The sequence below is a fragment of the Nocardioides lacusdianchii genome, from assembly GCF_020102855.1.
In the GTDB taxonomy this organism is placed as follows: domain Bacteria; phylum Actinomycetota; class Actinomycetes; order Propionibacteriales; family Nocardioidaceae; genus Nocardioides; species Nocardioides lacusdianchii.
The window spans coordinates 357,939-379,964 of sequence record NZ_JADHZD010000005.1 but is presented as its reverse complement, the minus strand read 5'-3'; the positions used below and the strand labels follow the sequence as shown (position 1 = coordinate 379,964).

Sequence of the window (22,026 nt, the reverse complement as noted above, 5' to 3'; positions counted from 1 at the left end):
CTCAGCCGCCTGCCAGGCCCACTTCCCCGACCGCACCTGTTCCCAGAACGCCTGCCGCTCAGCTCGAAGCATCCGAACCATCACCACTCCTCACGACGAGTGGTGCAACGACCCTCCGAACTCAAGCCGGGTTAGCTGCTGCACCCACCCGGATATATCCAGGGCGGTACAAGCACCAACCCGGCGTTACAGCGGGACCCGTCAGCCGAGCACGAGCCCGTCCTCGCCCACGTCGACCTTCACCGCACCGCCGTCGGTGACCTCGCCGGCGATCAGCCGCCGGGCGAGCGGGTCGCCGATCGCGCTCTGGATGAGCCGCCGCAGCGGACGGGCGCCGTACGCCGAGTCGTAACCGGTCTCGGCCAGCCACGCCCGCGCGGCGTCGGTCACCGAGATGGTGATCCGGCGCACCGCGAGGCGCTTCTCGAGCAGTGCGAGCTGGAGGTCGACGATGTGGGTGAGGTCGTCCTTCGACAGGGCGTCGAACATGACGACCTCGTCGAGCCGGTTGAGGAACTCGGGCTTGAAGTGCGCGCGCACCACGCCCATCACCGACTCCTTCTTGGCCAGCGGCTCCAGGATCGGGTCGACCAGGAAGTTCGAGCCGAGGTTGGAGGTCAGGATCAGCAGCGTGTTGCGGAAGTCGACCGTCCGGCCCTGGCCGTCGGTCAGCCGGCCGTCGTCGAGCACCTGGAGCAGGATGTCGAAGACCTCCGGGTGCGCCTTCTCGACCTCGTCGAGCAGCACCACGCTGTAGGGCCGGCGTCGCACCGCCTCGGTGAGCTGGCCGCCCTCGTCGTAGCCGACGTAGCCGGGAGGGGCACCGACGAGCCGCGAGACGGAGTGCTTCTCGCTGTACTCGCTCATGTCCATGCGCACGATCGCGCGCTCGTCGTCGAAGAGGAAGTCGGCCAGGGCCTTGGCCAGCTCGGTCTTGCCGGTGCCGGTCGGGCCGAGGAAGAGGAACGACCCGGTCGGCCGGTTGGGGTCGGCGATGCCGGCGCGCGAGCGGCGTACGGCGTCGCTCACCGCGGTGACGGCCTCGCGCTGGCCGATCAGCCGCTCGCCGATGACCGACTCCATCTCGAGCAGCTTGGCGCTCTCGCCCTGAAGCATCTTGCCGGTGGGGATGCCGGTCCAGGCCTCGACCACGTCGGCGATCTGCTCGGCGCCGACCTCCTCGCCGACCAGCGGCTCGAGGTCGCCGAGCGCGTCGGCCTCGGCCCGCTCGACCTCGGCGATCTGCTTCTCGAGCTCGGGGATCCTGCCGTACTGGATCTCCGAAGCGCCCGCGAGGTCCCCCTCGCGCAGCTTCTTCTCCGCCTCGATCTTGAGCTGGTCGAGCTGGCGGCGCAGCTCGCCCTCGCCCTGGAGCTGGTCCTTCTCGCGCTCCCAGCGCGCCTCGAGCCCGCGCAGCTCCTCCTCACGGTCGGCGAGGTCCTTGCGCAGCGCGGCGAGGCGCTCGACGGAGGCGTCGTCGGTCTCCTTGGCGAGCGCGAACTCCTCCATCTTCAGCCGCTCGACCTGCCGGCGGAGCTGGTCGATCTCCTCGGGCGAGGACTCGTGCTCCATCCGCAGCCGTGAGGACGCCTCGTCGATGAGGTCGATCGCCTTGTCGGGCAGCTGGCGCCCGGTGATGTAGCGGTCGGACAGGGTGGCAGCGGCCACGAGCGCGGCGTCGGTGATGCGTACGCCGTGGTGCGCCTCGTACTTCTCCTGGATGCCGCGCAGGATCTGGATCGTGTCCTCGACGCTGGGCTCGCCGACGAAGACCTGCTGGAAGCGACGCTCCAGCGCTGGGTCCTTCTCGATGCGCTCGCGGTACTCGTCCAGGGTGGTCGCGCCGATCATGTGCAGCTCGCCGCGGGCCAGCATCGGCTTGAGCATGTTGCCGGCGTCCATCGCGGAGTCGCCGCCGGCGCCCGCGCCCACGACCGTGTGCAGCTCGTCGATGAAGGTGATGACCTGCCCGGCGGCGTCCTTGATCTCCTCGAGGACCGCCTTGAGCCGCTCCTCGAACTCGCCGCGGTACTTCGCACCCGCGACCATCGCCGCCAGGTCGAGCGAGAGCACGCGGCGGCCCTTCAGTGAGTCGGGCACGTCGCCGGCGACCACGCGCTGGGCGAGGCCCTCGACGACGGCGGTCTTGCCGACGCCGGGCTCGCCGATGAGCACGGGGTTGTTCTTGGTGCGGCGCGACAGCACCTGGATGACGCGGCGGATCTCGGCGTCGCGCCCGATCACGGGGTCGAGGCGCCCGTCCTCGGCGGCCCTGGTGAGGTCGACGGAGTACTTCTCCAGCGACTCGTACGACGCCTCGGCGCTCTCGCTGGTCACCCGGCGGTTGCCGCGGACGGCCGTGATGGCCTCCCGCAGCCCGTCGGCCGTCAGTCCGGCGTCGGTCAGCACCTTCTGGGCGGGCGACTCGACGGTCGCGGTGGCGACGAGCAGGTGGTCGGTGGCGACGTAGTCGTCCTTCATCGAGCCGGCCAGGTCGAGCGAGGAGGCGAGGACGCGGGTCAGCGCTGCCGACGCGTTGGGCTGCTGGACCGTCGAGCCGGTTGCCCGGGGCAGCTGCTGCTGCACGCGCTCGGCCTGCGCCAGCAGAGTGGCGGGGTCGACGCCGGCCTTCTGGACCAGGCTGCGGCTGCTGCCGTCCTCCTGGCGCAGCAGCGCGACGAGGAGGTGGACGGGCTCGGTGTGGGTGTTGCCGCCGGACGTGGCGGCCAGCTGGGCAGCCTCGATGACCTCGCGGCTGCGGGTGGTGAACTTCTCGGCACCGAACGCGCTCAACTCTGCTCCTTCGTGGTGGGTGTCTCGGACCACTCTGGCCCTCACTCGTCACAACGCGCCAGAAGTTGAGTCGATTCCCCTCAACTTTGTGAATTTCCGCCCCTCTCTGCGTCATACGAACCCGCACCCATGACTCCCACTTCGTATGACGCAGGGTCAGCGTCGGCGCAGGAGATAGGTGTCCATCACCCAGCCGTCGGCCTCCTTCGCCCGCGCCCGGGCCGTGCGGACCTCGTCGACGACGTCCGCCAGCGGCCCCGCGACGAGCTCCTCGTGGGGGCTGCCTAGGTTGGCGCCCCACCAGATGTCCCAGTCGCCGGTGAGAGAGGTGGCCTGCAGCTTCCCGTCCAGCATCACGACGAGGTTGTCGTGCCCGGCTGCGACCTCGGCCGCCAGCCGGCGGCCCGTCGTCACCAGCACGGGCCGGCCGACCTCGTGGAGCACGACGCGGTGCCGGGCCGCCAGCAGCGAGAGCGCGGAGACGCCGGGCAGCACGTCGTACGCCACTCCGAGCCTCTCGACCACGCGGATCGTCGAGTCGTAGAACGCCGGGTCGCCCCACACCAGGAACCCGACGGTGCCCGGCCGCTGGTCGAGGACGGATCCGTACGCCGTCGCGCGCGCGTCGTGCCAGTCGAGGACCGCCCCGTCGTAGTCGGTGGGGTCGTCGCGGTCGCGCGGCGGGTCGGGGACGGCGACCAGCTCGACGCCGAGGTCGGCGCAGATCGCCCGGCGCAGGGCCAGCAACGGATCGTCCGGCCCCTTGTCGGCGGCGATGACGTAGTCGCAACCGGCGATCGCCTCGCGCGCCTCGAGGGTCAGCTGACCGGGGTGGCAGCCGATCCCGACGACGCGCACCCTGGCGGGTTTCGAGGCTCGCTCCGCTCGCACCTCAACCACCGGGACGGCGTCGCTGGTTGAGGTGCGAGGAGCGCCAGCGACGAGCCTCGAAACCCGCGAGGACGCGCGTCACCGGTCCTCCAGCTCGCCCTCGACGTCGAGGTAGACCTGCTGCAGCGCGGCCACCACCTCGGCGTCGGGCTCCTCCCACAGCCCACGCTCGGCGGCCTCGTGCAGCCGCTCGACGATGCCGCGCAGCGCCCACGGGTTGGAGGTCCGGAGGAACTGCTGGTTGGTCTCGTCGAGGACGTACTCCTTGGCCAGCGACTCGTACATCCAGTCGTGCACGACGCCCGCGGTGGCGTCGAAGCCGAAGAGGTAGTCGACGGTCGCGGCGAGCTCGAAGGCGCCCTTGTAGCCGTGGCGCTGCATCGCCGCGATCCACCGCGGGTTGACCACGCGCGAGCGGAAGACGCGGTTCGTCTCCTCCTGCAGCGTCCGCGTGCGGACCGCGTCGGGGGTCGTCGAGTCGCCGACGTACGCCTTGGGGTCGCTGCCGGTCAGCGCGCGGACCGTGGCGACCATGCCGCCGTGGTACTGGAAGTAGTCATCACTGTCGGCGATGTCGTGCTCGCGGGTGTCGACGTTCTTTGCCGCCACCTTGATCCGGCGGTAGTTGGTGCGCATGTCGTCCGCGGCGGGCGCCCCGTCGAGGTCACGGCCGTAGGCGAAGCCGCCCCACGCCGTGTAGACCTCGGCGAGGTCGTCGTCGCTGCGCCAGTTGCCGGACTCGACGACCTGGAGGATCCCGGCGCCGTACGAGCCGGGCTTGGAGCCGAAGATCCGCGTCGTCGAGCGCCGCTCGTCGCCGTGATCGGCGAGGTCGGCGCGGGCGTGCGCCCGGACGTGGTTGTGCTCGTCGGGCTCGTCGAGGCCGGCCACGAGGCGTACGGCGTCGTCGAGCATCGCGACCACGTGCGGGAAGGCGTCGCGGAAGAACCCGGAGATCCGCACGGTGACGTCGATGCGCGGTCGACCGAGCTCGTCGAGCGGGATGACCTGCAGGTCGCTGACGCGTCGCGACGCCTCGTCCCAGACAGGGCGTACGCCGAGCAGCGCCAGCACCTCCGCCACGTCGTCGCCGCTGGTGCGCATCGCGCTCGTGCCCCAGACCGACAGGCCGACGGACTCGGGGTACGTGCCGGTCTCGTCGACGTACTTCGCGACGAGCGACTCCGCCATCGCCTGCCCGGTCTGCCACGCGAGGCGGGACGGGACGGCGCGCGGGTCGACGGTGTAGAAGTTGCGGCCGGTCGGCAGCACGTTGACCAGTCCGCGCAGCGGTGAGCCCGACGGCCCGGCGGCGATGAAGCCGCCGTCGAGGGCGTGGACGACCGCGTCCAGCTCGTCGGTGGTGCGCGCCAGGCGCGGCACGACCTGGGTGGCAGCGAACTTTAGGACCCGCTGCACCTCGGGGTCGTCGTGTAGCTCTGCCGCGCGGGCGGGATCCCAGTCGGCCTTGTCCATCTGCTCGACGAGGTCGCGCGCGATCGCCTCGATCGCGTCGACGTCGGCGGTGGTCTCGATACGCCGCTCGTCGTCTTCACTCGGTGGTCGAGTAGACCCCGAGGGACGAGGGGTCGTATCGAGACCCAACCCCAACGCCGCCCGCAACCCCGGCACCGCCTGCGCCTGCCCCCCGAACACCTGCGCCGCGCGCAGGATCGCCAGCACCAGGTTGACCCGCGCCTCCCCGGACGGCGCCTCGCCGAGCACGTGCAGCCCGTCGCGGATCTGGGCGTCCTTGATCTCGCAGAGCCACCCGTCGACGTGCATGATGAAGTCGTCGAACTCCTCGTCGTCCGGCTGCTCGTCCAGCCCGAGGTCGCGGTGCATCTCGGCGGCGTGCATGAGCTGCCAGATCTCGCCGCGGATCGCCGGCAGCTTGGCCGGGTCCATCGCGGCGATGTTGGCGTGCTCGTCGAGGAGCTGCTCGAGGCGGGCGATGTCGCCGTACGACTCGGCGCGCGCCATCGGCGGGATGAGGTGGTCGACGATCGTCGCGTGGGCGCGGCGCTTGGCCTGCGCGCCCTCGCCGGGGTCGTTGACGAGGAACGGGTAGACCATCGGCAGGTCGCCGAGCGCGGCGTCGGTGCCGCAGCTGGCGGAGAGGGCCGCGTTCTTGCCGGGCAGCCACTCCAGCGAGCCGTGCTTGCCGAGGTGGACGACGGCGTCTGCCTTGAACCCGTGCTCCAGCCAGCGGTAGGCACCGAGGTAGTGGTGCGTCGGCGCGAGGTCGGGATCGTGGTAGATCGCGATCGGGTTCTCCCCGAAGCCACGCGGCGGCTGGATGAGCAGCACGATGTTGCCGGCGCGCACGGTCGCGAGCACGAGCTCGCCGGCGTCGTTGACGAAGAGCGAGCCGGGCGCCTCGCCCCAGGCCTCGACCATGTCGGCACGCAGGTCCGCGGGCAGGTCGGCGGTCCACGCGGCGTACTGCTCCGGCGTGATCCGCACGTGCGCGTCGGTCAGCTGCGCGTGCGTCAGCCACTCCTCGTCCTGCCCGCCGGCAGCGATGAGCGCGTGGATCAGCGCATCGCCCTTCTCGGTGTCGCTCGCCTCGCGGTCGAGGATCTCCACGACCTCGCCGTCACCCAGGTCGTACCCCTCCGCCCGGAGCCGCTGCAGCATCCGGATCGCGGAGACGGGGGTGTCGAGCCCGACGGCGTTGCCGATGCGCGCGTGCTTGGTGGGGTACGCCGACAGCACGAGGGCGAGCCGCTTCTCGGCGTTCGGGATGTGCCGCAGGCGCGCGTGCCGGACCGCGATGCCCGCGACCCGGGCGCAGCGCTCGGGGTCGGCAACGTAGCGCGGCAGGCCGTCGGCGTCGACCTCCTTGAAGGAGAACGGCGCGGTGATGATGCGCCCGTCGAACTCCGGGATCGCGATCTGGGTGGCGGAGTCCATCGGGCTGACGCCGTCGTCGGACGCCTCCCACTCGGCACGGCTGGAGGTGAGGCAGAGGCCCTGGATGATCGGGATGTCGAGCGCCGACATCCGCGCGACGTCCCACGACTCGTCGTCGCCGCCCGCGCTCGCGCCCGCGGGCACGCTGCCACCGGCGGCGAGCACGGTGACGATCAGCGCGTCGAGCGTGCCGAGCGCGTCGTACAGCTCGTCGGGCGCGGAGCGCAGGGACCCCGCGAAGATGGGTACGCCGACCGCGTGGCCCGTCGCGTCGATCGCGTCGGCGAGGGCGTGGGCGAAGGCGGTGTTCCCGCTTGCCTCGTGGGCGCGGTAGTAGAGCACCCCCACCCGCGGCAGCCCTATCGCCGGTCGAGCGGGCGCCTCCTCCATCGCTGGTCGAGTAGCCCCCTCCTCCATCGCTGGTCGAGTAGCCCCGAGGGACGAGGGGCGTATCGAGACCCCCCACTGAGCCAGCACCTGCGGCGGCTCGAACCCCTCCCCCGTCAGCAGCACCGTGTCGGAGAGGAAGGCGTGGAGCTGGCGGAGGTTCGCCGGCCCGCCCTCGGCGAGGTAGCGGTGCGCCTCGGCCGCGACGCCGATCGGCACCGACGACAGCTCCATCAGCTCGGCGCTCGGTGACTGCTCGCCACCGAGCACGACGACGGGCATCCCGGTCGCGGCGACGCGCGTGAAGCCGGAGCAGAGGTCCTGGGGCGAGCCGAGCAGCCGGCCGACGACGAGGTCGCAGCCCTCGATCACCTGGGCCATCGACTGGTGCCCGGGTCGCGCCGGGTTGGCCAGGACGTAGTCGGCGCCGGACTCCCGCGCGCTCAGCAGGTCGGTGTCGGACGTGGACAGCAGTGCGATGCGCACGGATCCTCCTCGGGGTTCTCGCCCCTCTGATGGGATCCGCGTGGGCCAGTATCTGGCTACGGGCCTGCACGCAGGCCCTCACAGTGGCGGAACCGCCCCGGAATGTCACCGGGTTCCTGGGTCCCACGCGGAGTGGTGCGACGACCCTAGCGGCAGTTGTTGCTCGCTGGTCGAGTAGCCCGCGAGGAACGAGCGGGCGTATCGAGACCTCGACCCCATGCCAAGATCGCCCCCGTGACCGACCGGACCCGAGGCGACCTCTGCCCCGGCGTCTTCCGTCCCTGGCCGGCCGACGACGGAGCGCTCGTACGCCTCCGCATCCCCGGCGGCCACCTCACCCGCACCACGCTGCTCGCGCTGCTCGACGTCGCCGAGGCGTACGGCGACGGGCAGGTGCACCTGACCAAGCGGGCCAACCTCCAGCTCCGCGCGCTCCCACTGATCAACGGCAATGTCCCGCGCGAGGTCGTCGAGGCCATCCGCGCCACCGGCCTGCTCCCGCACTCGGACCACGAGCTGGTGCGCAACGTCCTCGTCTCACCGCTGACCGGGCTGGACGGCGGCCGCGCCGACCTCCGCCCCGTCACGAAAGAGCTCGACGAGCGCATCTGCGCCACGCCGTCCCTCGCGAAGCTCCCGGGCCGCTTCCTGGTGGTCCTCGACGACGGCCGGGGCGACCTCGTCTCGCGGACCTGCGACCTCGGCCTCGTCGCCCTCTCGGCGGACGAGGTCCAGCTCCGGGTCGGGTCGACGAACTGGGGTCCGGTCGTCCCGCTGCAGGAGGCGGCGGCTCGCCTCACCGGCCTGGCCCGCGCGTTCCAGCAGGTGCGTGGCAGTGGGGACGATGCGGCCTGGCACGTCGACGAGCTGCCCGCCGTCCCACACACTCACGATCCCGACCCCCGCCTTCCCGCGACGACCGAGCCGCCGGCGTACGGCGAGGTCGCGCGGGGCATCGCGCACGTCGAGGTGGCGGGCGGGGTGCTCGATCGAGGGTTCTCGCTCACGCTCCCGGAGCACCTGGTCGTCACGCCATGGAAGTCCTTGGTCTCGCTGGTCGAGTAGCGGGTGCCGTGGGGAACGAGACGCAGGCCACAGCGCTCTGCCGACCTGCAGGTGGTTCCCCACACGACCGCTGGTCGACGACGGCCAAGTCCGGTCAGGCGTACGCGTACGGCGGGATGAGCGCTCCCGCGACGACGCACGCCCAGCCGAGGAAGAGCCACGGGTAGTGCCGTCCCGTCGAGGGCACCGGACTGCGGATCTCGCGCAGCCGACCCCGGTAGCCGATCGCCGCGAAGACACTGCCCGCCAGTGCGAGCGGCGGTCCGATCCAGAACACGGCAAGGTCGCTGGTCATCGCGAGCGAGGTGTAGAGACCGGCGACACCGAGGCCCGCCGCGATGAGCGGCAGGGCACTGCGCAGCAGCTGGTTGAGCTCGAGCTGCTTGACGGTGCGGTCGACGGGATCCATGGCGAACGCACCGTATCCGGACATCCACACCAGCCCGACCTGCCCTAGGCTGCCCCCGTCACGCGACGCAGGAACCCGGTGCAAGTCCGGGGCGGTTCCGCCACTGTCAGTCCCCCAGCCACATCGGGGGCGAGCCAGACACTGCCCGCGCGGCGTTACCTGCCTACCCAGGGGCGCGAACCCCGAGGAGCCGTGATGACCCTGCTTGCCCGACCGACCCGTCGCTACGACTACATCGCCCGCGGGGCCGCGATCTACGACGAGTCTTTCGCGACGATCCGCCGCGAGGCCCGGTTCGACCACCTGCCGGCCGACGCCGAGCGCGTCGCCGTACGCATGGTCCACGGGACCGGACAGGTCGACCTGACCGACGACCTCGTGATCCACCCGCGTCTGGTGAGCGCCGCCCGCGAGGCCCTCGAGGCCGGTGCGCCGATCATCACCGACGCGCACATGGTCGCGTCCGGCGTCACCCGCGCCCGGCTGCCCCGCGACAACGAGGTGCTCTGCGCGCTGCACGACCGGCGTACGCCCGACCTCGCGATGCTGATGGCCACCACCCGCTCGGCCGCCGCGCTCTCGCTCCTCGAGGGCCGCCTCGAAGGGGCGGTGGTCGCGATCGGCAACGCCCCCACCGCGCTGTTCCACCTGCTCGAGATGCTGCTCGACGGAGCGCCGCGACCGGCCGCGATCGTGGGCGTACCGGTCGGCTTCATCGGCGCCGCCGAGTCCAAGCAGGCGCTGGAGGAGGTCGCCCTGCAAGGCCTCGACGTCCCCTTCCTCACTGTCCGCGGCCGTCGCGGCGGGTCGGCGATGGCCGCCTCCGCCCTCAACGCACTGGCCCAGGAGCGGGAGTGACCGGCCGGCTGTACGGCGTCGGGCTGGGGCCGGGCGACCCCGAGCTGGTCACCCTCAAGGCCGCGCGGCTGATCCGCGACGCCGACGTGATCGCCTTCCACGCCGGCGTCGGCAAGCAGTCCAACGCGCGCCGGATCGCCGCCGACCTCATCCCGCGCAGCGCGATCGAGGAAGAGCTCCGCTACCCCGTCACAACCGGCCCGACCGCGCACCCGGGCGGGTACGCCGGCGCGATGGCCGAGTTCTACGAGGAGTGCGCCTCGCGCCTGAGTGCCCACCTCGAGCAGGGCCGTACGGTCGTGGTGCTGGCCGAGGGCGACCCGCTGTTCTTCGGCTCGTTCATGTACCTCCACGACCGGCTCGCCCCGCGCTTCGAGACCGAGGTCGTCCCGGGCGTGCCCGCCTTCGCCGCCGCCACCGCCGTCCTCGCCTCGCCGCTCGTCCGGCAGACCGACGTGCTCACCGTGCTCCCCGGCACCCTCGACGTCCCCGAGCTCGCGCGCCGCCTCGCCGACACCGACGGCGCGATCATCATGAAGCTCGGCCGCCGCTTCCCCGGCGTGGTCGAGGCCCTGCGCCAGGCCGGCCGCCTCGAGCACGCGATGTACGTCGAGCGCGCGTCGATGCCCGCCGAGCGCTGGATGCCCGTGGTCGATGTCGACCCCGCCTCGGTGCCGTACTTCTCGCTGATCGTCGTCCCCGGCGACAGCGTTGCGGAGGATCCCGGCGGCCGCCGCCCGCCCCTCGCCGGTCGAGTAGCCCGCGAGGACTCCCATTCCCTCGGTGGTCGAGTAGCCCGCCAGGAATCCCCCTCCCTCGGTGGTCGAGTAGCCCGCAAGGACTCCCCCTCCCTCGGTGGTCGAGTAGCCCGCGAGGAACGAGCGGGCGTATCGAGACCCCACCCCCTCCAGGTCATCGGCCTGGGCCCCGGCCTCGACGCCTGGCTCACCGACGAAGCCCGAGAAGCCCTCGCCCACGTCGACCACGTCGTCGGCTACGCCCCCTACGTCAACCGCGTCCCCCAGCGCGAGGGCCTCACCCGCCACGCCTCCGGCAACACCGTCGAGGTCGACCGTGCCCGGCTCGCGCTGGACCTCGCCCAGCAGGGACACCGGGTGGCGGTCGTCTCCGGCGGCGACGCGGGCGTCTTCGGAATGGCGAGCGCGGTGTTCGAGGCTGCCTCCGACTATCCCGACGTACCCGTCGAGGTCCTCCCCGGCGTCAGCGCAGTCCAGGCCGTCGCGGCCCGCGCCGGCGCACCGATCGGCGCGGACTTCGCGGTCGTGTCGCTCAGCGACCGGCTCAAGCCGTGGCCGGTGATCGCGCGACGGCTGCACGCGATCGCCGAGGCCGACCTGGTGCTCGCGGTCTACAACCCGGCCTCACGCAGCCGCACCACCCAGGTCGCCGACCTCCAGAAGCTCTTCCTCGAGCACCGCAGCCCCGACACGGTCGTCGTGGTCGGCCGCGACGTGGGCCGCGCCGAGGAGTCGCTGACGGTGACCACCCTCGCCGAGCTCGAGGCCGACACGGTCGACATGAAGTGCCTGCTGATCGTGGGCGCCTCGTCGACCACCGTGACCGCGACCGGCCGGGTGTGGACGCCGAGGTTCGTGGAGTGACCGTCCACTTCGTCGGCGCCGGCCCCGGCGCGGCCGACCTGATCACCCTGCGCGCCGCGTCGCTGCTCGCGGCGGCCGACGTCGTGCTCTACCCGGGGACGTACCTCGACGCCGAGGTCCTCGCCCACTGCCCCGACGCCCGCCAGGTCGACACCCAGTCACTCGACCTCGACCAGATCACGTCGGTCATGGTGGACGCGGCTGCGGAGGGATGCGAGGTCGTACGCCTCACCTCCGGCGATCCGTCGCTCTACTCCGCCCTCGCTGAGCAGACCGCGCGCCTCGACGCCGCCGGGGTGGCGTGGGACGTGTGCCCGGGAGTCCCGGCGTACGCCGCTGCGGCCGCTGTCGTCGGCCGCGAGCTCACCGTCCCGCTCGTCGCGCAGAGCGTGGTGCTGACCAGGACGCAGGCCCGCTCCACCGCGATGCCACCGACCGAGTCGCTCGCCGCATTCGCGGCCACACGAGCGACCCTGGTGCTGCACCTCGCGATCAGGCGAACCCGCTCGCTGGCCGAGGAACTCGTCGAGGAGTACGGCGCCGACTGCCCGGTGGTCGTGGTCCACCGGGCTTCGCAGCCGGACGAGCTCGTCCTCCGCGGCACCCTCGCGGACATGGCCGACCGGGTCGAGGAGGCGGGCCTCAGGCAGGCTGCGGTCATCCTCGTTGGCTGGGCGCTGGCGCGCGGGGGTGGCGAGTCGTGGCTCTACACGCCCGACCGACACCGTCAGCCGTCCGCTGGTTGAGGCGCGAGGAGCGCCAGCGACGAGCCTCGCAACCCGCTGGTCCGACCTAAGCGTCCGGGTCGATGCTGCTCTCCCGCGGCAACCCGAAGGGCCTGTCGGAGGGAAGGTTGATACCCTCCTCCGTGCCCTCCACCACCGTGCACTCGCCGCTCGGGACGACGCAGGTGATGAGGACGGGCGACAGCCAGTCGACCGAGGACCCGTCCCGCGACGGCGTCTTCCCGACCACGGTCGTCGCGTCGCTCCAGCCGCCGAGGCTCCACTCCTCCAGCGGCGGCCCGGTGACGTCGGGCGAGCCGAGCGGGCCGGTGGCGTCCGGCCGCGTCGTGGTGACGCGCTCACCGTCAGCGGACTCCAGCACCGGCCTCGCGCCGAACGCCTGCGCTGGGATGTGCCAGGTGCGGTCGGCGTTCGGGAGCGGGGCGGTGAGGTGCAGCGACTGCCACCAGTCCGACGCGCGGATCGCCTCCCAGTCGAGGTCTTCGGACGTCGCCTCGCCGGTCGAGAGGTCGTGGCTCACGAGGGCGTTGAGCCCCTGGACGTACGCCGTTCCGTCGACGACGCCGAGCATGCCGACCGGCGCGTCCTCGTAGAGGTCGGTCCAGTCGGCGCCCTCGGTCTCCTTCGGCAGGAGTCCCTCGCTGCTGCGCACGACCTCCTCGCCGGTGGTCAGGTCGACGACGACCGCCTCGGCCGACCCGGCGCCCTCCTCCAGCCGGTCGATGAAGGCCAGCCATCGTCCGTCCGCGGACGTGGTGAGGCTGCCGATGCCGGGGTGCACGCCGAGGTCCTCCACCCCGTCGGCGGTCGCGACGCGCAGCTCCGGCAGCGCGTTGCCCTCCCGCTCGCTCGGGTCCGCGGAGGCGAACCAGACCCCGGCGCCCGCGACGACGTACGCCCCGGCGAGGTCCCCGGTGTCGATCGTCGAGCCGTCGGGCAGGTGGACCGTGCTGCCGCTCGCCCAGATCAGCCCGTCTGTCGCGACGGGGGTCGTGGTGGTCGGCCAGGAGGCCGGCGACCCGGCGGGGTCGTCGGACCCGCACGCGGTCGTCAGCGCGAGCGTGGCGACGAGGAGGGCGACGTGGGTCCGAGACATCACGAGACGAATCGTTGCAGGAAGCCGAAAAGACCGTCGCTGCGCGAGTCGGCGGCGGTGCGGTCAGCCGCCGGGGGTGTCGCGTGGCGTGGCGAGGAGCCGTTCGGCGACGAGTCGGAGCTTGAGGTTCTCCTGGTTCGACAGGCGGGTCAGGAATCCGAACGCGCGCGCGTCGTCGACCCCGAAGCGCTCCATCACGACACCCACGGCCTGACCGATCAGCTGGCGCGCGGTGACCGCCTCCTGGAGCTGGTCGATCCTGCGGGCGTACTCCAGCGCGACGGCCGACTGGTGCGCGAAGAGCTCGGCCAGCACGCCCAGGTCCTCGAAGGCTCCGACCTTGTCGGAGTAGAGATTCAGCGCCCCGTTGGAGTGCTGGGCGTCGAAGAGCCGGATGCCGGCCTGCGCCCGGATGCCGGCCTCCAGTGCCACAGGCGCGTACCGCGGGAAGCGCTCATCGGCCGCCAGGTGCGACGAGACGATGTGGACGGTGTCGACCGCGGCCTCGAAGCAGGGCCCCTCCTGCAGCTCGTACTGCGCCGCGTCGACGTCGCGGAGGACGTCGTGGGTCGGCGCCACGGTCTCAAGGCTGCCGTCGGCGTGCTTGACGGACAGGCTGCTCCACTGCACGTCCGGTAGGACCTCGACCGCGGCCGCCGTGATGTTGGCGAGCGTCTGGTCGAGGTCGCCGGGCCGGAGCGCGGCGGCCAGACGGCGGGAGGCCTCGACGATGCGGTCCTCACTCATGACGGCAGCTCGGGTCGGTGCGGCTGAACGTCCATCGGATGGTCAGCGAGGTGCTGGTGGTCGACATGGATGTGTCTCCGTGTGGTGGCTCTCGAAGCAGGCGTGCCCATGGGCTTGAGCCTCGTGCCCGCGACGTGCAGTGCCCACCAGTACCCCCTCGGAGGAGGCTCATGTCTGACGGAGTGGAGGTGGAAGAAGTAGCGCCTTCAACCACGGTTGTGCGGACCCGGAACCCCGCGGTAGACCTAGACCTGCTCACCGTGTGCCCGAAGGTGCTCGCTCACGCAGCCGAGCGGCAGCGGGCACATGGTGAGACCAGACCGACTGGTCGCCCACCACCTCGGCCTCACGCGAACCGCCTGACGAACCGTCGCTGCCACGGCGTCTCCACCGCCCGTGGGTGGTAGCGCTCGCGCACCCACACCACCGCCTCCTCCTCAGCAGGGACGCCGTCGAGGACGGCGAGACAGGCGAGGGCGGTCCCCGTACGCCCGCGTCCGCCGGCGCACGCCACCTCGACGCGCTCGTCAGCCGCCCGTTCCCACGCCTCACGCAGCACCTCGCGCGCGGCGTCGCGGTCGGCGGGCAGGCGGAAGTCGGGCCACCGGATCCACCGGCTCTCCCACGGCACCGCGGGAGGCGGCGAGCCCAGCAGGTACACACCCATTTCGGGAACCGTGCCCTCGGGCAGCGACGAGCTCAACGCGCGCCCGCGCACCAGGCGGCCGGACGGCAGCTCGACGACACCGCGCGCCGCCGGGTCCCACGTGGGCGAGAGGTGGGTCATTCCGTAACCCCCAGCGGGAGCGCCGCCTCGACCACCCCGCCAGCGTCGGTGGCGTACGCCGTGAGCGTCCCGCCGACCTGCAGCGCGCGCTCGCGCATCGACGCGATCCCCACCCCGGGTGTCCAGGCGCCGCCGGCGCCACCGTCGTCGCGCACCGTCAGCACGAGCCCGCGGTCCCCGACCTCCAACGAGACAGAGGCACACGTGGCGGAGGCGTGACGGGCCACGTTGGTCAGCGCCTCGACGACGATGCGGTACGCCGCCACCTCCGTCGCAGCCGACAGCGCAGGCAGCGCGGTGGGCACCGAGACGGAGACCGGGAGCGGGAGGCCGGCGGACGAGTGCAAGGTCGACGCGTGCTGCCGAACGGCCCCCTCGAGGCCGAGCTCGTCCAGCGCGGGCGGCCGCAGCCCCTCGACCAGCCGGCGGATCTCGGTGATCGCGTGCGCGGTGTCGGACCGGAGCTGCACCAGCAGTTCATCGGCCTTGTCCGGGTCGGACCGCACTTGGTTGCGCGCGGCGTCCGTCGCGAAGGCCACGCCGCTGAGCGTCGGCCCGAGCCCGTCGTGCAGGTCGCGCCGCAGCCGGCGGCGCTCCTCCTCGACGGCGGCGACGACCGCCTCCCGCGACCGCTGCAGGTCCGCACTCATCTGCCGCGCGCGCAGGGTCTGCGCCAGCAGAGGTGCCATGATCCTCAGCACGTCCTCGTCGGCGCGCGACAGCCCGAGGTCGCCCGCCCGCAGCCCGACGACCACCTCCCCCACCTCGTCCTCGCCGAGCCGCAGCGGCAGCACCCGCGTGTGCGTCACCTCGGCCCCCGACGACGCCAGTACCTCCCCGCCCGCGCGGATGCTGGCGTACGGCAGGACGAGCGCCTCGCGCACCGCGGCCAGCGCGAGCGCCGGGTCGTCACCGATCCGGTCGGCCAGGGACGTCGCCGCCGCCAGCGGGTCGGGCCGGTCCCCGAACAGCAGCTGGTCGACGACACCGCGCAGCAGCACCTGCAGGGGCCGTACGCCGAACGCGAGCACCGCGCAGATGACGACGATCGGCGTCGGCTCCAGCGGCCGTCCGCTGACCTGCTCGACGGTCGACGTGAGCCCGACCCCGACAGAGACGTACGTCGTCAGGACGGTCGCCGCGACGACGGCCCGCGTCACCAGACCGCGTACGTCGACCACCTCGGGGCGCACCACCCCGACGGCCATCGCCACTGGTCCGACGGCGAGGACCGCGACGAAGACAGCGTCGAGCTCCGGGACGCTCGCGCTGCCCAGCGACTCGCTGAGGAACGCCACGAACGCCGCCGCCAGCCCGGCGCCGATCCACGCCAGCGAGCTCCACGCCAGCGCACGGCGGTCCTCGGCGTCCCCGCGCTCGAGCGCCCACCACACGTGGACCAGGAGCGCACCCACGAGGACGAACCCCATCAGCTCGAACGACTCCTCCCACGCGACGCCCAGCACGCCCGCGGCGACGACGACCACGAGCAACACGAAGGAGACCGGCTCGCGCCAGGCGAGTCGGGGGTACGCCAGCACAGCCAGCGGCAGCAGCAGGCAGCCGGCGAGCCGGAGGACCGGGGAGGCCGCACCGTCGAGGTCGAGCACGACGGCCGCGCATCCGAGGAGGAGCGCGATGCCGCCGAGCACGAGGAAGACAGCGGACCACTGCGCCCGGCCGCTCTGCCGGACGAACCACCCCGACGCCGTCGTCACGACACCGAGGAAGGCCGTGGCCGCGAGGACGGGGGTCATGACCCGCCCAGCCCTCCCCGCCGTGCGCGCACGATGGCGGCGGACCGGTCGGCGACGGCGAGCTTCACGAAGATCGAGGAGATGTGGTTGGCGACGGTCTTCGGCGAGAGGAAGAGCCGGTCGGCGATCATCTGGTTGCGCTCGCCGGCGGCCATCAGGTCGAGGACCTCGCGCTCGCGGGCGGTGAGCTCGGGGAACGGGTCGGCGACCGGGGGCGGTGCCGCGAAGTAGCCGAGCACCCGCTGCGCGACGCCGGGGCTGAAGATCGCCTCGCCCGCGACGACGGCCCGGATCGCACGGTCGATCTCGGCCTGGTCGGCCCCCTTGAGCAGGTAGCCCTGCGCGCCCGCGCGCATCGCCCCGAAGACCGTGTCGTCGTCGTCGAACATCGTCAGCACCAGCACCGCGACCCCACTGGCGCTCTGCCGGATCCGCCGCGTGGCCTCGAGCCCGTCGATGCCGGGCATCCGGATGTCCATGAGCACGACGTCGGGCTTTGTCAGCACCACTTCACGTACGCCCGCCTCGCCGTCCGTCGCCGTGCCGACCACCTCGAAGTCCGGCAGCGAGTCGAGCAGCGCGCGCAGCCCGCCGAGCACGACCGGGTGGTCGTCGACGAGTACGACGCGGATCGGGGCCATGAGCTCATCGTCCTGCCTGCAAGGGTCCGTGACCCGGGATCCTGCTCCTACCCGAGCCGGGATTCCTCCCTGATGATGGGGAGCGTACGCCGATCCCGTCCGGTGGGCGCGCGACGACTCTGGAGGCACCACCACCTCACAAGGAGCTTCTGATGACCACCACCGCACCCACCGACACCACCACCCGCGCTCCGTGGAGCACCAAGAACAAGGTCGGCCTCGGCCTGGCCATGGCCTACGCGCTGACCAACCTGCCGAGCGCGATCCTGCCCACGCCCGAGGGTGCCGAGGCCGGTCCGCCGATGTCGATCCTCGTCGCCTGCTCGGTCCTCTCGGCCGTCGCGATCGTCGCCGGCATCGTCGCCTGGCGCAACGGCAGCCGTCCGGCCGCCCGTCTCACCGCCGCGAGCATGATCATCGTGACCCTGACCTCGCTGCCGGCCTTCTTCGTGGACGTGCCGGCGGGGATCAAGATCCTCGTGGCTGCGGGGGTCGTGCTCACCGTGGTGTTCACGGTGCTGATCTTCTCGCCGGGGAAGCGGAACTGACCGCTTCCTCTGTACGCCGCCGGGCCAAAGGGTCCGGCGGCGTCCAGCATGTCTGTGTCGAAACCCAACGATGAGTGGGAGGGATGCGTTGAGGGCACCCCACTTTCCGAGATCAAGGCTGCCGAATCGCCAGAGAACGGAACGGATCAGCTCTGAACTGGCACAATGATTGCCGACTGGAACAGCGCCCAGCTGCCTGGCAGTGTCTACAGTAGAGAGATCGCGTGCGGAATCTAAAAGCAACCGGCGAGTACACAATCGTAGTGGTAGGAATCATCGCCGTATCGGCGCCAATCTTGGCAGACTTCGACACCAGTTCCACATCGGACTGGATTTCAATCGGAATCTACCTGCCGCTGCTAATCCTCTTCCTAACTCTCGCGCTGCTGGGCTTAAAGAAGCGGCCCTTGAAGTACCAAGAGGTGTCCTTCAAATACCCGCGTGGGACGATTGCCGCTGGGACGCATGAGGTCACCGAGGGATGGTTCGCCGATCGAAGGAAGAAGAAGGTTGCGGAAACTGACGAGGAGATCCGGCAATGGATGCTTCGGCAACTCGAAAGGTCTAGTTCAGCGACCATTTTCACCCGCGACTTGTCATGGGCCAAGCCCGAGGACGATGTCTTCGTCAGCAGGGGAAGCCAGTTCACGATTATCGCGTGCATTAAAGACGAGCTCACAAGTTCGCAGGTCGACCACCTAGCAGCTATGGCTTCGACGGGCTGTCACGTAGTTCGAGTGCGGATCGCCAGCAAGGCACGGTTCACGAAGTTTGAGTCGGGAGGGAACTCTTACTACGCGGTGGCACTTCCCGAGGGCCGAAAGCACGTGATCCGAACCACCGATGACAAGAAGGATCCTGTGTACAGGTTGGCCAAGGCCAGCCTGGACGCCGCGAAGGCGTCTGCTGCCAGACGACTCCCATCGACGATTATCCCAGACGGGCCCCACGGCGACCCCAAAGGCGGGCCGACACCATGACTGCGAATCCGATCTCGAAGACTCGAGCGCAAGAACTCGAAGTAGCTGCATGGGATCTGGTTGCCCAGCGGCGCGCCCAGGACCTTGACGGCGACCGAGACCCAAGCTACCGGTACGTCCTTGCTCCTGGCGTTACAAGCCTCATGCCCCCAAACTGCGGCTCGGTGATCGATATTGGATGTGGCGTCGGACGCTTTACGAAAACGCTGCGCAGCTTTGCGAAGTCGGTAGTCGGCATCGACCCAAGTGCCGTCTCAGCAAGAATCGCTAGCCAGCACGTGATGCGGTTATCGAATATTCAAATTCAGAACGTGACCATCAGCCAATACGCGTTGAGCAACGCCGTTAAGCACGACGCCGCCGTCGCACTTATGGTGTTGCAGGACGTCGTTGACCTTTCTGGATTCCTGCACGCCAGCGCAAGAACGCTACGAGAAGGCGCACCACTGATAGGCGCAGTGACCCATCCACGACACTGGCCGGAATACTGGGGCTACAGCCAGTCTCCGTGGTTCGACTACGAAAAAGAGATCTACATTCAGTCCGAATTCCGAACCTCGCTCTCGGCGACTGGCGTGAAGACCTTGCACGTCCATCGACCTACGTCCATGTATCTGGACGCATTCTCTGATTCCGGTTTTGGAAAAGTCGAAACTTGGGAACCAATGATGGAACCAAGTGTCCAGCGCCTTACGGGGGTCAAATGGAAGAAGCCGCACTTTTGGTTCTTTCGTGCGCACAAAAAATGACTCTCGACGGACCTCTGCACGGAACTTGCAGGTAGGGCTTGAGGCGGATACACCACGCATGGGCAAGGCCGCCAAGAGGTTCGAACTCGGAACGCGCGACTCGCAGTCGCCGATGATGCCACTACGCGACTCTTGGCCGTGGGACCATGACGGCGTGACAGTCGCCGTGGTGGTCAAGGTCTTTGATGGCATCGTCTTGGCCGCGGACTCCGCGACTACGCTCACCATCCCGCTTGCGGGCGGGGGCGACCTGCACCAGGTGTACAACAGCGCAAATAAGGTGTTTCACCTCCACCGCCACCTACCCATTGCAGCCATGACTTGGGGTCTTGGCGCCATCGAGTCAGCCAGCATCGCGACCCTCACGAAGGATCTGCGCCGACGGCTCATGGGAAATGATCCCGACCACCAAGACTGGTCCCTAAATCCTGACTCCTACACGATCCAAGAAGTCGCTGCCCGGTATGTTGAGATGTTTCACGGGGAGTTGTATTCGAAGTCCTTTGGCGGTGCGACGGGCACGCCAGAGTTGGGCATGCTCATCGCTGGATACTCCAGCGGAGAGAAACAGGCGGAGGCTTGGCAGGTCTTGATCACAGACCCGACGACGAGCCCCACACCAGAGATGCTGATCGGTGTTCCCGGGTATGGATGGCAAGCCTTCGCTCAACCCGACGCCACGGAGCGTCTCTTTGGCGGGATCGACCAGGGCTTGCTTCATGCCATCAAGGCCGCCGTCGGGGAGCCCGTCTGGAGCTCACAGATCGAGCCACTTGTCAGTCAGGCCAGCCGCTTGCCGGTGGTCGCGCCCATGCCGATCGATGATGCGATCCAACTGGCCAAGTTCCTTGTTCACACCACAGCCCAGTACAGCCACTTTCTGATGGGTCCGGATACCGTAGGTGGTGTCATCGACGTAGCGGCCATCAGTCGCCACGAGGGATTCCGCTGGATCAACCGCAAGCACTACTATCCCCAAGACCTCAACCCGTGGGGGACCAGTCATGATCATTGAGAACGCCACCGCAGCCACCCAGCCCCGCCCGCCCGCCCCGAGCCCTGACGCGACGAGGCGCGGCGGCATGATTGGCACCATGACCGATCCGTACGGGAGCGATCGGCCGGCCAACCAGCCGGGCGCCGGCAGCTGATCGACAAGCGACCTGTGCACTAGTCGCCACTGATCCACACCCATTGAGCGATCGACCTGGACGGCCTCCAGCCTGTCAAGTTGCCGATTTCATCCGCGATCTCAACCCTAGTGCGATTCAGTTCACCCCCGTGCCCGGCGTACGCCTTGGCCAGGAGCGTCTCGGTCTCGAGCGTCACGCCGTGAACGACGAGGCGGCCCTCCGCCTTCAGCGCCGCGAGGCACGTGTCGAGGACGCCTTCGCGAGTAGCGCCGCCGCCGATGAAGATCGCGTCCGGCGCTTCGAGGCCGGCAAGGGCTGACGGCGCTCGGCCCTCGACGACCTCAAGGTCCGGGACGCCCAGCGCTGACGCGTTGCGAGCGATCCGCGCAGCCCGGCCAGGGTCCGACTCGATGGCGATCGTGCGACAGGTCGGATGCGCGCGCATCCACTCGATGCCGACCGAACCCGCGCCAGCACCGACGTCCCAGAGGAGCTGGCCCGGTGCGGGCATCAGGCGGGCGAGGGCCGAGGCGCGGAGGTCGCGCTTGGTGAGCTGGCCGTCGTTCTCAAAGGCGTCGTCAGGGAGGCCCGGCGCCCAGGAGGCGAGGCCGTTCCCGACGACCTCGACGGCGATCACGTTCAGTGCCGGCGACGACTCGGACCAGGACGAGGCGACAGCCGAGATTGATGACTCCGACGACGAACCCAGGTCCCCCAGCACGGTCAGACGCGACGCTCCCCAGCCCGACGACGTCAGCAGCTCGGCAAGAGCACCAGGCGTCGACGCGTCCGACGACAGCACCAGCACCCGCCGCCCCGGCGCGCACTCGCGCAGCACCCGCGACAGCGAACGCCCGACGACGGTCACGACCACGCACGACTCGGCAGACCAACCCATCCGAGCCCGCGCCAGCGCCACCGACGACACGGCCGGCACCACGCGTACGGGCGCACCCAGATCGAGGAGCGTCGAGGCGATCCCCGACACCAGCGGATCCCCCGACGCCAGCGCGACGACGGGACGCCCGGCGTACTCCGAAAGCAGGGACGGCAGGCCTGCAGACAGCGGCGACGGCCACGGCACCCGCACCTGACGGGGCGCGTCTGGCACGAGCGACAGGTGCCGCGAACCACCCCACAGCACCGGCGCCTCCAGCACCAGCGAACGCGACGACGCGGGCAACGAGGCCCACCCGTCGGCCCCGATCCCGACGACGACGACCTCGCTGGGCACCCCGGTGGACGACATGGCCGCAGACGCTATCGTGACGCGGACAAGGCGAGAGGTGCCCCGAAGTCTGGGGAGAATCTGGGAAGCCGGTGAGAATCCGGCACAGGGCCCGCTGCGGTGACTCGAGACGTCGAAATGGCGTTCCGAGAAGTCCGAAGACCGGCCTCCCGCCATCCACCAGAAG

18 protein-coding genes and 3 riboswitches are annotated in these 22,026 nt (G+C 70.4%); of the genes, 8 read left to right on the top strand and 10 right to left on the bottom strand.

What is annotated here, in order from left to right; translation table 11 throughout:
- Positions 1-201: 201 nt before the first annotated feature.
- From clpB to cobN, 3 genes are all read right to left on the bottom strand, one after another.
- Positions 202-2,793, bottom strand: coding sequence for an ATP-dependent chaperone ClpB (clpB, locus tag IRX98_RS10275; protein ID WP_224276412.1), 2,592 nt, complete (start codon positions 2,791-2,793; stop codon positions 202-204).
- A gap of 156 nt (positions 2,794-2,949) precedes the next feature.
- Positions 2,950-3,651 carry a precorrin-6A synthase (deacetylating) gene (gene cobF / locus IRX98_RS10270; protein ID WP_224276410.1) on the bottom strand — a complete coding sequence of 234 codons (702 nt, stop codon included), beginning with the start codon at positions 3,649-3,651 and terminating at the stop codon, positions 2,950-2,952.
- 111 nt (positions 3,652-3,762) lie between these two features.
- Positions 3,763-7,473, bottom strand: a complete 3,711-nt coding sequence (cobN, locus tag IRX98_RS10265; protein ID WP_224276408.1) for a cobaltochelatase subunit CobN — start codon at positions 7,471-7,473, stop codon at positions 3,763-3,765.
- Positions 7,474-7,499: 26 nt separating this feature from the next.
- Positions 7,500-7,637, bottom strand: a riboswitch (cobalamin riboswitch).
- Positions 7,638-7,707: 70 nt separating this feature from the next.
- Between cobN and IRX98_RS10260 the strand changes: the two genes are divergently transcribed.
- Positions 7,708-8,538, top strand: a complete 831-nt coding sequence (locus tag IRX98_RS10260; protein WP_224276406.1) for a ferredoxin-like domain-containing protein — start codon at positions 7,708-7,710, stop codon at positions 8,536-8,538.
- A 94-nt stretch (positions 8,539-8,632) separates the two neighbouring features.
- On the opposite strand, the gene IRX98_RS10255 is transcribed toward IRX98_RS10260, so the two are convergent.
- Positions 8,633-8,947 (bottom strand): hypothetical protein, encoded by a 315-nt coding sequence (locus tag IRX98_RS10255; protein WP_224276404.1) that lies wholly within the window; start codon positions 8,945-8,947, stop codon positions 8,633-8,635.
- Positions 8,948-9,015: 68 nt separating this feature from the next.
- A riboswitch (cobalamin riboswitch) is annotated at positions 9,016-9,091 on the top strand.
- Between the two features lie 51 nt (positions 9,092-9,142).
- On the opposite strand from IRX98_RS10255, the gene IRX98_RS10250 reads away from it, so the two are divergent.
- The 3 genes from IRX98_RS10250 to IRX98_RS10240 are packed head-to-tail and all read left to right on the top strand — an operon-like array spanning position 9,143 to position 12,173.
- Positions 9,143-9,805 (top strand): precorrin-8X methylmutase, encoded by a 663-nt coding sequence (locus IRX98_RS10250; protein ID WP_224276402.1) that lies wholly within the window; start codon positions 9,143-9,145, stop codon positions 9,803-9,805.
- On the top strand, positions 9,802-11,427 hold the full coding sequence (locus IRX98_RS10245; RefSeq protein WP_224276400.1) for a precorrin-2 C(20)-methyltransferase: 1,626 nt from the start codon (positions 9,802-9,804) through the stop codon (positions 11,425-11,427). Before IRX98_RS10250 ends, IRX98_RS10245 begins: the two co-directional genes overlap by 4 nt.
- Positions 11,424-12,173 carry a cobalt-precorrin-4/precorrin-4 C(11)-methyltransferase gene (locus tag IRX98_RS10240; protein ID WP_224276398.1) on the top strand — a complete coding sequence of 250 codons (750 nt, stop codon included), beginning with the start codon at positions 11,424-11,426 and terminating at the stop codon, positions 12,171-12,173. Before IRX98_RS10245 ends, IRX98_RS10240 begins: the two co-directional genes overlap by 4 nt.
- Before the next feature lie 46 nt (positions 12,174-12,219).
- Here the strand turns inward: IRX98_RS10240 and IRX98_RS10235 are convergent, their stop codons facing one another.
- The 5 genes from IRX98_RS10235 to IRX98_RS10215 form a co-directional block, all read right to left on the bottom strand.
- Positions 12,220-13,272, bottom strand: a complete 1,053-nt coding sequence (locus IRX98_RS10235) for a hypothetical protein (protein ID WP_224276396.1) — start codon at positions 13,270-13,272, stop codon at positions 12,220-12,222.
- 60 nt (positions 13,273-13,332) lie between these two features.
- Positions 13,333-14,016: a GAF and ANTAR domain-containing protein gene (locus IRX98_RS10230; protein WP_224276395.1), complete on the bottom strand. Its 684-nt coding sequence runs from the start codon at positions 14,014-14,016 to the stop codon at positions 13,333-13,335.
- Between the two features lie 346 nt (positions 14,017-14,362).
- On the bottom strand, positions 14,363-14,803 hold the full coding sequence (locus IRX98_RS10225; protein WP_224276393.1) for a protein-tyrosine phosphatase family protein: 441 nt from the start codon (positions 14,801-14,803) through the stop codon (positions 14,363-14,365).
- Positions 14,800-16,560 (bottom strand): sensor histidine kinase, encoded by a 1,761-nt coding sequence (locus tag IRX98_RS10220; protein WP_224276391.1) that lies wholly within the window; start codon positions 16,558-16,560, stop codon positions 14,800-14,802. The genes IRX98_RS10225 and IRX98_RS10220 overlap by 4 nt, the downstream gene beginning before the upstream one ends.
- A complete protein-coding gene (locus IRX98_RS10215) occupies positions 16,557-17,201 on the bottom strand; it encodes a response regulator (protein ID WP_224276388.1) in 645 nt (214 codons plus the stop codon). Before IRX98_RS10215 ends, IRX98_RS10220 begins: the two co-directional genes overlap by 4 nt.
- A 152-nt stretch (positions 17,202-17,353) precedes the next feature.
- On the opposite strand from IRX98_RS10215, the gene IRX98_RS10210 reads away from it, so the two are divergent.
- The 4 genes from IRX98_RS10210 to IRX98_RS10195 all read left to right on the top strand — a co-directional run bounded on the left by IRX98_RS10210 (position 17,354) and on the right by IRX98_RS10195 (position 20,493).
- Complete coding sequence (locus IRX98_RS10210) at positions 17,354-17,749, top strand: hypothetical protein (RefSeq protein WP_224276386.1); 396 nt, start codon at positions 17,354-17,356, stop codon at positions 17,747-17,749.
- Between the two features lie 263 nt (positions 17,750-18,012).
- Positions 18,013-18,729 (top strand): hypothetical protein, encoded by a 717-nt coding sequence (locus IRX98_RS10205; protein WP_224276384.1) that lies wholly within the window; start codon positions 18,013-18,015, stop codon positions 18,727-18,729.
- Positions 18,726-19,478: a class I SAM-dependent methyltransferase gene (locus IRX98_RS10200; RefSeq protein ID WP_224276382.1), complete on the top strand. Its 753-nt coding sequence runs from the start codon at positions 18,726-18,728 to the stop codon at positions 19,476-19,478. Before IRX98_RS10205 ends, IRX98_RS10200 begins: the two co-directional genes overlap by 4 nt.
- Positions 19,479-19,536: 58 nt before the next feature.
- Positions 19,537-20,493 carry a hypothetical protein gene (locus IRX98_RS10195; RefSeq protein ID WP_224276380.1) on the top strand — a complete coding sequence of 319 codons (957 nt, stop codon included), beginning with the start codon at positions 19,537-19,539 and terminating at the stop codon, positions 20,491-20,493.
- A 155-nt stretch (positions 20,494-20,648) separates the two neighbouring features.
- On the opposite strand, the gene cbiE is transcribed toward IRX98_RS10195, so the two are convergent.
- Positions 20,649-21,860, bottom strand: coding sequence for a precorrin-6y C5,15-methyltransferase (decarboxylating) subunit CbiE (cbiE, locus tag IRX98_RS10190; protein ID WP_224276378.1), 1,212 nt, complete (start codon positions 21,858-21,860; stop codon positions 20,649-20,651).
- A gap of 18 nt (positions 21,861-21,878) precedes the next feature.
- Positions 21,879-22,024: riboswitch (cobalamin riboswitch) on the top strand.
- Positions 22,025-22,026: the final 2 nt, after the last annotated feature.